Origin of the sequence: Staphylococcus sp. NWU MKU2, assembly GCF_033283605.1 — a bacterium.
Taxonomy (GTDB): domain Bacteria; phylum Bacillota; class Bacilli; order Staphylococcales; family Staphylococcaceae; genus Staphylococcus; species Staphylococcus haemolyticus.
The window spans coordinates 50,744-63,115 of sequence record NZ_JAVSMH010000005.1 but is presented as its reverse complement, the minus strand read 5'-3'; the positions used below and the strand labels follow the sequence as shown (position 1 = coordinate 63,115).

At 33.0% G+C, this 12,372-nt stretch carries 14 protein-coding genes and 2 pseudogenes; 10 read left to right on the top strand and 6 right to left on the bottom strand.

Annotation, left to right across the window (positions count from 1 at the left end):
* The first annotated feature begins 31 nt into the window (after positions 1–31).
* Both SBL15_RS13020 and SBL15_RS08895 read left to right on the top strand, forming a co-directional pair.
* A pseudogene (locus SBL15_RS13020) lies at positions 32–240 on the top strand (hypothetical protein).
* An 83-nt stretch (positions 241–323) separates the two neighbouring features.
* Positions 324–488 (top strand): annotated as a pseudogene (locus SBL15_RS08895) (IS5/IS1182 family transposase); the annotation flags it as partial.
* Positions 489–530: 42 nt separating this feature from the next.
* Here the strand turns inward: SBL15_RS08895 and mspA are convergent.
* Entirely contained in the window at positions 531–848 is a 318-nt protein-coding gene (gene mspA / locus SBL15_RS08890; RefSeq protein WP_011275115.1) for a membrane stabilizing protein MspA, read from the bottom strand.
* 145 nt (positions 849–993) lie between these two features.
* Entirely contained in the window at positions 994–1,161 is a 168-nt protein-coding gene (locus tag SBL15_RS08885; protein ID WP_011275116.1) for an SE1832 family protein, read from the bottom strand.
* Positions 1,162–1,300: 139 nt separating this feature from the next.
* Between SBL15_RS08885 and SBL15_RS08880 the strand changes: the two genes are divergently transcribed.
* Positions 1,301–2,209: an AEC family transporter gene (locus SBL15_RS08880; RefSeq protein WP_107611822.1), complete on the top strand. Its 909-nt coding sequence runs from the start codon at positions 1,301–1,303 to the stop codon at positions 2,207–2,209.
* Positions 2,210–2,278: 69 nt separating this feature from the next.
* Here the strand turns inward: SBL15_RS08880 and SBL15_RS08875 are convergent, their stop codons facing one another.
* The 3 genes from SBL15_RS08875 to SBL15_RS08865 all read right to left on the bottom strand — a co-directional run bounded on the left by SBL15_RS08875 (position 2,279) and on the right by SBL15_RS08865 (position 5,006).
* Positions 2,279–3,070 carry a glucose 1-dehydrogenase gene (locus SBL15_RS08875; RefSeq protein WP_037535999.1) on the bottom strand — a complete coding sequence of 264 codons (792 nt, stop codon included), beginning with the start codon at positions 3,068–3,070 and terminating at the stop codon, positions 2,279–2,281.
* A 26-nt stretch (positions 3,071–3,096) separates the two neighbouring features.
* Positions 3,097–3,960 carry a GRP family sugar transporter gene (locus SBL15_RS08870; RefSeq protein ID WP_107611821.1) on the bottom strand — a complete coding sequence of 288 codons (864 nt, stop codon included), beginning with the start codon at positions 3,958–3,960 and terminating at the stop codon, positions 3,097–3,099.
* Between the two features lie 173 nt (positions 3,961–4,133).
* Positions 4,134–5,006: a GNAT family N-acetyltransferase gene (locus tag SBL15_RS08865; protein ID WP_317955783.1), complete on the bottom strand. Its 873-nt coding sequence runs from the start codon at positions 5,004–5,006 to the stop codon at positions 4,134–4,136.
* Between the two features lie 148 nt (positions 5,007–5,154).
* On the opposite strand from SBL15_RS08865, the gene SBL15_RS08860 reads away from it, so the two are divergent.
* Positions 5,155–7,290, top strand: a complete 2,136-nt coding sequence (locus tag SBL15_RS08860) for a DNA topoisomerase III (protein ID WP_107614074.1) — start codon at positions 5,155–5,157, stop codon at positions 7,288–7,290.
* A gap of 113 nt (positions 7,291–7,403) precedes the next feature.
* Positions 7,404–8,738, top strand: coding sequence for an NCS2 family permease (locus tag SBL15_RS08855; RefSeq protein WP_016931146.1), 1,335 nt, complete (start codon positions 7,404–7,406; stop codon positions 8,736–8,738).
* A gap of 43 nt (positions 8,739–8,781) precedes the next feature.
* Here SBL15_RS08855 and SBL15_RS08850 read toward each other — a convergent pair whose 3' ends face one another.
* Positions 8,782–9,177, bottom strand: a complete 396-nt coding sequence (locus SBL15_RS08850) for a hypothetical protein (RefSeq protein WP_037536006.1) — start codon at positions 9,175–9,177, stop codon at positions 8,782–8,784.
* A 377-nt stretch (positions 9,178–9,554) separates the two neighbouring features.
* On the opposite strand from SBL15_RS08850, the gene rpsJ reads away from it, so the two are divergent.
* From rpsJ to rplB, 5 genes are read left to right on the top strand one after another with little or no spacing between them, the layout of a single operon-like run.
* Positions 9,555–9,863, top strand: coding sequence for a 30S ribosomal protein S10 (rpsJ, locus tag SBL15_RS08845; RefSeq protein ID WP_015900978.1), 309 nt, complete (start codon positions 9,555–9,557; stop codon positions 9,861–9,863).
* Positions 9,864–9,890: 27 nt separating this feature from the next.
* On the top strand, positions 9,891–10,553 hold the full coding sequence (gene rplC, locus SBL15_RS08840) for a 50S ribosomal protein L3 (protein ID WP_037536010.1): 663 nt from the start codon (positions 9,891–9,893) through the stop codon (positions 10,551–10,553).
* 26 nt (positions 10,554–10,579) lie between these two features.
* Positions 10,580–11,203: a 50S ribosomal protein L4 gene (gene rplD, locus SBL15_RS08835; protein WP_011275126.1), complete on the top strand. Its 624-nt coding sequence runs from the start codon at positions 10,580–10,582 to the stop codon at positions 11,201–11,203.
* Positions 11,203–11,478 (top strand): 50S ribosomal protein L23, encoded by a 276-nt coding sequence (gene rplW, locus SBL15_RS08830; protein ID WP_011275127.1) that lies wholly within the window; start codon positions 11,203–11,205, stop codon positions 11,476–11,478. Before rplD ends, rplW begins: the two co-directional genes overlap by 1 nt.
* 39 nt (positions 11,479–11,517) lie before the next feature.
* Positions 11,518–12,351 carry a 50S ribosomal protein L2 gene (rplB, locus tag SBL15_RS08825; RefSeq protein WP_011275128.1) on the top strand — a complete coding sequence of 278 codons (834 nt, stop codon included), beginning with the start codon at positions 11,518–11,520 and terminating at the stop codon, positions 12,349–12,351.
* Positions 12,352–12,372: the final 21 nt, after the last annotated feature.

Below are 12,372 nucleotides of genomic sequence, written 5' to 3'. Positions count from 1 at the left end.
GGGACATAATTCCTAGAGAAATAGCCAGTAAATGAGTTTTAACAAATTCATTTACTGGCTTCTTTATTTACAATACTCCGTATTGTTGGCTCGCTTGCCCAACGTGCTTTGCTTGTAGAAACTAATTAACTCAGTTTCTCTGTGTTGGGGCCCTTCTTAGGGGACAGCTTCAGCCTTGTAGTCTTCAGCTTGTCCTGTTCCCTCAAGAGTCTCGCCAAAATACTTTGTATTTATATGTAATTTTACATTGTAATACTTTAAAAAAATAAGGCACTTTCGTATAATTTAATAAACATCACTAAACTAAATTAACGAGGTGCCTTATGTATAAAAATTATAACATGACTCAACTTACTCTACCAATGGAAACTTCAGTTCTTATCCCCACAAATGATATTTCACGACATGTAAATGATATTGTTGAAACAATTCCTGACAATGAATTCGACGAATTCAGACATCACCTTGGTGCAACTTCGTACCATCCTATATAACTATATATTGGCAGTAGTTGACTGAATTATACTAATTTAATACATGATAAAAGTTAAAATAACATAAATGATAAATAATATAACTGATAAAATATTTAAAATTGAAACAGCTTTAGTATCATGTTTCAATTCTTTGAATGCAGTTACTTCAACATTACCAACAAGTAATGCTAAAACAATAAATACCCACCAGTTTTCAGCAGGGAATTGTAGAGTTGTAACTGCTAGTACAAACAGTAATAATACACCCATAATAATGCGTAAAATGCGAGTAATAATCGAATGCATTTTAAAAATGCTTATGTAACTAACGATGAGATATAAAATAGGCAATAATAATAAGTAAAGTTTCACCTGTTGTCTTCCTTTCTATAATTAACCTTAGACAAAATATAATTTTGACACTATATAACAAATTCGAAGTTGCTGACTGAATTACTGAATAGAAATCATACTAGATTTACACAACTTTAATCATCTCATAAGATAGAAAAATTATTTATTTCTGACGTAATTTTGAACGTATCTCAGAGATTTGTAATTCAATATCTTCAAGTTGCTTAACGAGAGGGTCTATATTTTGATTTAAAGATTCCCGTTTCTCGAGGTCATTTTGTAAACGAACATAATCATACTTCAATTCATCTAATTGTGATTCTAAATTCATTAATCTTAAACCCCTTTAATTTCAAAATTTAACAATCACATTGAATTATATCATGAAACAATCCACTTCTAAAAATGAAGTAAATTATGTTAAAGTAATTAACTGTAATAATAACGTTAAAAAGAAGGAAGGAACTATCGTGACAGAGCAGTTTATAATGATTATTCTTTTAATCGCATTAGGTTATTTATTGAAATGGATAAACTTTTTAAAAGCGGCAGATAGTCAGGTATTATCAACATTAGTACTCAATGTCACACTACCTTCTTTAGTCATTGTCAATCTAAATAGTGCAGAATTAGATTTGTCATTTTCGATATTACCTATAATGATGATTGTGTATGGCGTCCTTGCTAAAGTCACTGTATTATGGCTGTTTAATAAGCATAACAATCATATAAAAGGTACAGTTGGAATGATGACTGCATCACTTAATATAGGTTTATTTGCATATCCACTTGTTGATACGATTTGGCCAAAAAATGGAATGATTTATTTTGGAATGGCTGATATAGGTGGGGCAATTATTATGTTTGGAGTAACTTATTTTGTAGGAAGCTATTTCAGTCAAGGTGGAGATCAGTTTGATTTTAAATTTTTAGGCAAAAAATTAATTACTTCTGTGCCCCTTGTCACATATATCGTCATGTTTACTTTAAATATGTTAAATATTCATTTGCCTAAAGTATCAATTGATTTTTTCACTATAATATCTAAAGCGAATATGCCACTATCAATGATACTTTTAGGTGTTATGCTTAATTTTAAAATTGAACGTCATTTCCTACCAATCGCAGTTAAATATTTATTAGCTCATTATGGTTTAGGTTTATTAGCTGGTTTACTCGTTCATTTCTTCTTACCTGTTTCAGATAATATGATTAAAACGACATTACTCATTGCTTGGTTATTACCAGTAGGAGTAGCGATTATTCCGTATTCTATTCAATTTAAATACAAGACATTGCCTTTAGTAGGTATGGTTACTAACATTTCGATTATCTTAAGTATAATCATTTTATATGTTTATCAAGCGATATTTATTTGATTAAATATGAAAAAAGCAAGCAATTCTACTTTAAGGATTGCTTGCTTTTTATTGCATAGTGTTTGAAATTTAACCTTTACCACCCATAAAGGCAGGGTAGTTAGTCATACCACCATCAACGTAAATGGTAGTACCGTGAATATAGTTCGCTAAATCTGAAGCTAAGAATAATGCCACATTAGCTACATCTTGAGCTTCACCAATTTCTTTAGCCGGAATCATTTCCAATGTCTCAGCACGAGTTTCTGGATCAGAGAATTTCTCCTTAGTATGCTCAGTGACTATCGCACCTGGAGAAATGTTGTTTATGCGTATACCATATTGTGCGTATTCCATAGACATTGTTTCCATCATTAACTTTAAGCCACCCTTACTAGCAGCATAATTAACATAATTAGGCCATGGAATCGTATCATGTACACTTGATGTATTGATGATTATTCCTTTTTTATCTTCTTTTAAAAATTGATTAACTGCTTCTCTAGAACCTATGAATGCACCAGTTAAATTAATATCTATCACTTTTTGCCATTCATCAACTGACATTTTATGGGTTGGGATAGGTTTTTCAAATCCTGCATTATTTATCATAATATCTAGCGTGCCAAATTCTTTAACAGCAGATTGAACTAATCGTTTTACATCTTCCTCGACAGCCACATCAGCTTGTACGGCAATTGCTTCACCACCAGCATCGCTAATCATATGCTTAATTTCTTCAATTTCATCTAAATGACGATCAGAGCGATAATTTAAAACCACTTTTGCTTTTGATTTACCAAAATTTTCTGCAAAGGATTTACCAATACCACTCCCAGCACCAGTTATAATTACAACTTTACCTTCTAAATCTGAAAACATTTTGGTTCCTCCTTTGTAATGTTAAATTATTTAAGATTTCCGAGTATAAATGCGGCGATAACGATTAAGATTATACCAGACCAAATTCCAATCATTTGGCGTTTGTCTTTTTTCTCACCTAGTAAGAAAATACCACCTAGAGTAGAAACGATTACGAGTAGTTGTGATAATGAGAAACTTGTTGCAACACCAACTTTAGGTTGTGAATAGAACATAAACAAGTTACCAATCGCCCATACAACACCTGGTATTAAGTTAAGGGCTGTAGATTTAATATTAGTTTCATGTTTCATTGATAACAAGAAGCCACCTATAGCCATACCAATTGATTGGAAGAATAATGCATCAGTACCACTGACACCTAAGATATCGGCTATTACTACATATCCAACATAACCAATTGTTGAAATCACTAATATTAACATTGCTTTCTTAAATTCTGGATCATTCGATTTACCTTCATTTTTACCGCGTAAAGAGGTTAACGCGATACCTGTAACTAATAGAACCATGGCAATAATTCCCATTGTTACTTGAATACCAGTACTCCATTCTCCAAGAAAAATAGCACTAAATAATGTAGTACCAACTAATTGCATACCTGTAGAAATAGGCATTGTTTTAGAAACGCCAATTAAACTAATTGAACGTAATTGGTTACCTTGTCCAAAGGCCCACAAAGCACCTGAAATTAAACCAACAATAATTACTGTTAAATTATCAAATTGTGCTTTACCAATTAAGAGCAATACAATACCAACTATAAGTGCACCCAATGTTGTACCTCTTATTTGGTTGTAAGGTCCGCCCCCAACAAAAACATTAATTAAAACGACACTCCCCCAAAATAGGGCAGGTAATAATGCGATAAGTATATCTATAAATTGCATTATGTAAACACTCTCCTTATTTATTTACTTCAAGTGTTTCCTTCCTATAACACTCGTGAACATTTTATCTGAAAAAAATAACTTTTAAAATGTAAACGCTCATACGTTGAATTAAATAAAAAAAGCATATTAAGATTTAATGTGTAATTATCTTAATATGCTCTAATGGCATGCTAGTAATTCAATTGACTTGGATCAATTTTATATTTAGTATATTCACTTTCAATTTCGAATCCCAATTCATTAAATCGTTCAACTAAAGTGGCGTTTTTACTACGTATTTTAAAATAAACTTTATCAATAGAATAATGCTCAAATGCATAATGAATTGCATATGAAAGTAAGTCAAATGCTATCCCTTTTAGACGATAATCAGTATGTGAACTAAAATATCGTATTTCAGCTAGTGATGATAACGTGTCTATTTGTAAATAAAGGTATCCTTTTAACAAGCCTTCACTAACAAATAAAAATAATCGGTTATGTTCATCTAAAGTATTGACTATTTCTTTAGGAGTTAATGCGTTGTGTCTAAATGTCTGTTCATGTAACTTACTGAAAGCTCTTTGGAACCCTGGCTGATATTCAATGATATTGAAATCTGACTCGGGTTCATTTAATGATTTATAAACATTTAAATAGTAATCTGTGAAGTTATAATTAGCATGAATTAACTTCATTAAAGGTTTTGAATCTTGTGCACAATCATTATAAGAGAAGTTAAAAGTAGCATGAACAGATTGTGATTCCATTAATGCAGAAAATAATGAGATAAAATGATTATCTGTAAGAGTAAAATCTTCACTAACAAATGGTCCAATAACTTTGTATTTATCTTCTTCATATAAAATTCCAGTGATTAATGCGACAATTGAATCATCTTCTATTAAACAGAAAACACCAGTAGTATGGATAGATTCATTTAGTAACTGTTCTACATCACCTTTAGACGTATGAAGTTTATATATATAAGACGCAAGGGTGTCTGATGATGTATTAATAAAAGATATGATTTGGTTCAGGTTGCTTACTTTGACTATGTCCATAGCGTACCTCCATTTCAATATCATTTTGTTAAATTAATTATAAGTTTATTTATTAGTAATTGAAAGTTTAGACTATTGTCTATCGTGTTACAATTGTATTTACATCAAATACATGTATTAAGAGATCTTTTATTGAAAGGAAAGTTCTATGAAATCATTAATTTTGGCAGAGAAACCATCCGTAGCTAGAGATATAGCTGAAGCTATGAACGTAAAGGGAAAACGTAATGGATATATTGAAAACGAAAAGTATGTTGTCACATGGGCATTGGGTCATTTAGTCACTAATGCTCAACCGGAACACTATGATAAAGCGTACAAGGAATGGAAACTTGAAGATTTACCTATCATACCGAAACACATGCAAACAGTAGTTATTGGTAAAACAAGTAAACAATTTAAAACTGTTAAGTCACTGATTTTAGATAAAAAAGTGAAAGAAGTTATTATAGCGACTGATGCTGGAAGAGAAGGGGAACTAGTTGCACGGTTAATATTGGATAAAGTTCATAATAAAAAACCGATTAAGCGCTTGTGGATTAGCTCCGTTACCAAAAAAGCAATTCAAGAGGGATTTAAAAAGCTTAAAGACGGACGTGAATTTCAACATCTTTATGAAGCGGCATTAGCTAGAAGTGAAGCGGATTGGATTGTGGGTATCAATGCAACACGTGCATTAACGACGAAATATGATGCTCAATTATCATTGGGTCGAGTTCAAACACCAACAATCCAATTAGTTAATGCTAGGCAACAAGAAATCAATCATTTTAAACCGAAGAAATATTATACACTATCTACTGAAATAGGTGGATTAACTTTCCAATTAAGTACAAAGAAGCAGCACATGACTAAGGAAGACGCAACTCAAATTGCTAATGAAATAGAACATGTAGAAGGTATTGTTGATAATGTTGAAAAGAAAGTTAAAAAAAGTCATCCTAAGCCTCTGTATAACTTAACCGATTTGCAACAAGAGGCATACCAACGATACAAAATGGGGCCTAAGGAAACACTTAATACCATTCAAAATTTATATGAACGCCATAAAGTTCTTACTTACCCACGTACAGATTCTAATTATTTAACAGATGATATGGTGGATACTATTAAAGAACGACTTTATGCTTTATTAGCAACTGACTATAAATCACAAGTCAAATCATTGTTGGGGCAATCTTATTCAAGTAAAATGCGGATCTTTAATAATCATAAAGTATCAGACCATCACGCAATTATTCCAACAGAAGTACGTCCAGATATGCAAAGTTTGAGTAACAGAGAAAGTAAGATATATATGATGGTAGCTGAAAGGTTCCTAGAATCATTAATGGCACCTCATGAATATGAAGCGGTTAGAGTTAATGTTACTGTTGGCCAACATATCTTCGTTTTTAATGAAAAAGTCACACGTCAACTAGGTTATAAAGCACTTAAAACGAACAATGATAATGTGGTAAAGAAAGTTGCTTTTCAAAAAGGGGAAAAGTATCACCTTCAAAGTTTAAAAGTAAATGAACATGAAACGACACCACCTGATTACTTTAACGAAGGTTCATTGCTAAAAGCCATGGAGAACCCTCAAAATTATATACAACTTAAAGATAAGAAACATGCTAACACATTGAGACAAACTGGAGGGATTGGCACAGTTGCTACAAGAGCGGATATAATTGAGAAACTATTTAATCTTAATGCAATCGAATCTAGAGATGGCAAAATCAAAGTAACATCTAAAGGAAAGCAAATTCTGGATTTAGCGCCTCAAGAATTAACATCTCCATTATTAACTGCCGAGTGGGAAGAGAAACTATTATTAATAGAAAAAGGAAGATATAATTCTCGACACTTTATTGACGAAATGAAGGCATTTACTCAATCGATTGTAAATACTATTAAAAGTAGCGAGCAAAAGTATAAGCATGATAATTTAACTACTACTGAATGTCCGACATGTGGAAAATTCATGATTAAAGTTAAAACTAAAAATGGACAAATGTTAGTATGTCAAGATCCTACATGTAAAACTAAAAAGAATGTCCAACGTAAGACAAATGCACGTTGTCCAAATTGTAAGAAGAAAATGACATTGTTTGGACGTGGAAAAGATGCAGTTTATCGATGTGTCTGTGGTCATACTGAAACACAAGAACAGATGGATAAACGATTTAAAAATAAATCCAGTGGCAAAGTATCTAAAAAAGAAATGAAAAAGTATATGAATAATGAAGATTCACTTGAGAATAATCCGTTTAAAGATGCATTAAAAAACTTGAAATTATAGTTTAAAATCGAACTTAATCATATTTGTTGGTAAAAAAGTTCGTTTTTAGTATTGTGTTTTTCGAAAAGTAATATTAAAATATTAAAGTATTTTAATAAAAGGAGTTTAAAACCGTGAAAAAATACTTTCAATTTGACGAGTATGATACTAATTATAAGAAAGAGATAATCGGTGGTATCACAACTTTCTTATCAATGGCATACATTTTAGCTGTAAATCCTCAAGTATTAAGTTTAGCAGGTGTTAAAGGTGTATCAGGTGACATGAAAATGGATCAAGGAGCTATTTTCGTGGCAACTGCTTTAGCAGCGTTTGTTGGTTCTTTATTTATGGGACTTATTGCAAAATATCCAATAGCACTTGCGCCAGGAATGGGACTAAATGCGTTCTTTGCTTTTACAGTAGTTTTAACGATGGGAATTCCTTGGCAAATAGGTTTAACTGGCGTACTTTGTTCAGGTATATTCTTTGCTATACTTACAGCAACCGGTCTTCGAGAGATAATAATCAATGCTATTCCATATCAAATGAAAATGGCTGTATCTGCTGGTATAGGATTATTTATTACCTTTGTTGGTTTACAAAGTGCTGGTATCATTGTGAAAAATGACTCAACATTAGTTACATTAGGACATTTAACAAAAGGTCCAGTTTTATTAGCAATCTTTGGAATTGCGATTACAATTATTTTATATGCTAGAAAAGTACCAGGTTCAATTTTTATAGGTATGATTATAACTGCTATAGTTGGAATGATAACTGGATTAATACATACACCTTCTGGCGTAGTTGGTAAAATCCCTAGTATAACACCAACATTCGGTGCAGCATTTGAAGCCTTTAAGGATCCAAGTCAATTATTTACGATTCAATTTTTAATTGTAATTTTAACTTTCTTCTTTATAGATTTCTTTGATACTGCTGGAACATTAGTGGCAGTAGCTACTCAAGCAGGTATTATGAAAGATAACAAGCTTCCTAGAGCAGGTAGAGCTTTATTTGCTGACTCTTTAGCTACTATTGTTGGTGCCATTTTTGGTACAACAACAACTACATCTTATATTGAATCTACTTCTGGTGTAGCTGTGGGTGCGAGAACAGGTTTTGCTAGTATCGTGACAGGGATTTGTTTCCTATTAGCATTATTCTTTAGTCCGTTAATTGAAATTGTTACAAGTGCAGTAACAACACCTGCATTAGTAGTAGTTGGGATTTTAATGGCAGCTAACTTTGCAGAAATAAATTGGAAGAAATTTGAAGTTGCAGTTCCAGCATTTATAACAATTATTATGATGCCACTATCATATTCAATTGCGACTGGTATCGCTTGCGGATTTATATTTTATCCAATAACTATGCTTATCACAAAAAAACACAAAGAAGTACATCCAATTATGTATTTCTTAATGGTACTATTTATTTTATATTTTGTATTTGTACACGGTTAATAAGGAAAAGGACGATGCTCTATTAAGAGACATCGTCCTTTTTTTACCATTTATTTGAATGATCATCTTTGTACTGAGTATAAATGACTTTTGCATCTTTATTACGAATATAGGTAGGTGCGCTCAATACTATAAAAATAAAGAAGACCAGTAAGAAAAATAGCACCCAATGAACAAACATTCCTACAATGGGAATAAATGCAACAAAAGATCCCACAATACCAATTATTGGAATAATTGACATAGGCTTGATTGCATTTTGATTATCAACTAAAAGAATAATTGCTAGTATGAGATATAAAAAAGCATTAATTAACAATGGTTGCCAACCAAAACCTAATATAAAGCTTCCACCTAGAAATGGAATGCCATAGAAAAATTCACATACTAATAAGAAGAAACTTATCAGAGCAAGAGCTACTTTAGTATTTCTTTTCAATATAACTACGCCTCCAACTATTTATTAAACCAAATTTTAAATTCCTACTATTATAATAGTAGAAGCTTAATTTAAGACTTAACTTATATACATTATAAAGTAAAAATAAAAAAAGGGAAAAAATTTACTTAAAATGGTTGATGTACAAAACTATTTAAAGTACAATACTTAGGTATGTGTTAGACAAAGTACAAAAAGTTACAGAAAAACCTTGATTTATCACCGTTTTTCCTGTAACATATCTAATGTTGGACTTGATGAAAGCGATGAAGCGAAAGGTTACTGACACACCCGGCCGCTTTGCCATGGCGTTGTGTGAGATAGTTTTCGTGGAGAAGTCTATCACTTTTAAAGTAGACGAATAAGGAGGGAAAATTATGGCAAAACAAAAAATCAGAATCAGATTAAAAGCTTACGATCACCGTGTGATTGATCAATCAGCAGAGAAAATTGTTGAAACTGCAAAACGTTCTGGTGCAGAAGTTTCTGGACCAATTCCGTTACCAACTGAAAAATCAGTTTATACAATTATCCGTGCGGTGCATAAGTACAAAGATTCACGTGAACAATTCGAACAACGTACTCATAAACGTTTAATCGACATTGTTAACCCAACACCAAAAACAGTTGATGCCCTAATGGGATTAAACTTACCATCTGGTGTAGACATCGAAATTAAATTATAATAGAAAATTTTAGGAGGTGGACTTTCGATGACCAAAGGAATCTTAGGAAGAAAAATTGGGATGACACAAGTATTCGGAGAAAACGGTGAATTAATCCCAGTTACAGTAGTAGAAGCAAGTCAAAACGTAGTATTACAAAAGAAAACTGAAGAAGTAGATGGTTATAACGCTATCCAAGTAGGTTTTGAAGACAAAAAAGCATACAAAAAAGATGCTAAATCTAATAAATATGCTAATAAACCAGCTGAAGGTCACGCTAAGAAAGCGGGCACAGCACCTAAGCGCTTCATTCGTGAATTCAGAAACGTTAATGTTGATGAATACGAAGTAGGTCAAGAAGTCACAGTTGATACTTTTGAAGCTGGAGACATTATTGATGTAACAGGAACTTCAAAAGGTAAAGGTTTCCAAGGTGCTATTAAACGTCATGGCCAAGCTCGTGGACCAATGGCTCACGGTTCTCATTTCCATAGAGCGCCAGGTTCAGTAGGTATGGCTTCAGATGCTTCAAGAGTATTCAAAGGCCAAAAAATGCCTGGACGTATGGGTGGAAATACAGTTACTGTTCAAAACTTAGAAGTAGTTCAAGTTGATACAGAAAACAATGTAATTTTAGTAAAAGGTAACGTACCTGGACCTAAAAAAGGTTTCGTAGAAATCCAAACTTCAATTAAAAAAGGTAATAAATAATAAGTAGCGAAAGGAGGAAAAGCATAATGGCTAATTATGATGTATTAAAAGTAGACGGATCTAAATCAGGTTCTGTTGAATTAAGCGATTCAGTATTCGCTATTGAACCAAACAACAGTGTTCTTTTCGAAGCAATTAACTTACAACGTGCTTCATTACGTCAAGGAACTCACGCAGTTAAAAATCGTTCAGCTGTACGTGGTGGCGGACGTAAACCATGGAGACAAAAAGGTACAGGACGTGCGCGTCAAGGTACAATCCGTGCTCCACAATGGCGTGGTGGTGGTATCGTATTCGGACCAACACCAAGAAGCTATGCATACAAAATGCCTAAGAAAATGCGTCGTTTAGCATTACGTTCTGCATTATCTTTCAAAGTTAAAGAAAACAACTTCACTATCGTTGATAATTTTGGTTTTGAAGCTCCAAAAACAAAAGAATTCAAAAATGTATTAACTACACTTGAACAACCTAAAAAAGTGTTAGTAGTTACTGATAGCGAAGACGTAAACGTTGAATTATCTGCACGTAACATTCCTGGTGTACAAGTAAGTACAGCTCAAGGATTAAACGTTTTAGATATTACTAGCGCTGACAGTGTTATTATTACTGAATCAGCTGCGAAAAAAGTTGAGGAGGTGCTCGGATAATGGAAGCAAGAGATGTTCTTAAGCGCCCCGTAATCACTGAAAAATCTTCTGAAGCAATGGCTGAAGATAAATATACTTTTGACGTAGATACTCGTGCTAATAAAACACAAGTTAAAATTGCAGTTGAAGAAATTTTCGACGTTAAAGTTGCAAATGTAAACATCATCAACTACAAACCTAAGAAAAAACGTATGGGCCGTTACCAAGGCTATACAAACAAAAGAAGAAAAGCAATTGTTACTTTAAAAGAAGGTTCAATTGACTTATTCAACTAAACAATAAAATAAAAGTTACCATTAAGGAGGTAAGCGACAATGGCTCTTAAAAAATATAAGCCAATAACAAATGGTCGTCGTAATATGACTAGTTTAGATTTCGCTGAAATCACGAAATCTACTCCTGAAAAGTCATTATTACAACCGCTACCGAAAAAAGCGGGTCGTAACAACCAAGGTAAATTGACAGTTCGTCATCATGGTGGAGGACATAAACGTCAATACCGCGTTATCGATTTCAAACGTAATAAAGATGGAATCACTGCAAAAGTTGATTCAATCCAATATGATCCAAACCGTTCAGCTAACATTGCTTTATTAGTATATGCTGATGGTGAAAAACGATATATTATTGCTCCAAAAGGATTACAAGTAGGCCAAGTAGTTGAGAGTGGTGCAGATGCTGACATTAAAGTTGGTAACGCATTACCATTACAAAACATTCCAGTTGGTACTGTAATTCATAATATCGAATTAAAACCTGGTAAAGGTGGACAATTAGCTCGTTCAGCGGGTGCAAGTTCACAAGTACTTGGTAAAGAAGGTAAATACGTACTAATCAGATTACGTTCTGGTGAAGTTCGTATGATCTTATCAACTTGCCGTGCTACAATTGGTCAAGTTGGTAACTTACAACATGAATTAGTTAATGTTGGTAAAGCAGGACGTTCTAGATGGAAAGGCATCCGTCCTACAGTTCGTGGTTCAGTAATGAACCCTAACGATCACCCACACGGTGGTGGTGAAGGTCGTGCACCTATCGGTAGACCATCTCCAATGTCACCATGGGGTAAACCAACGCTTGGTAAGAAAACTCGTCGTGGTAAAAAATCATCAGACAAACTTATCGTTCGTGGACGTAAGAAAAAATAATAACAACTTATTTGGGTGTGC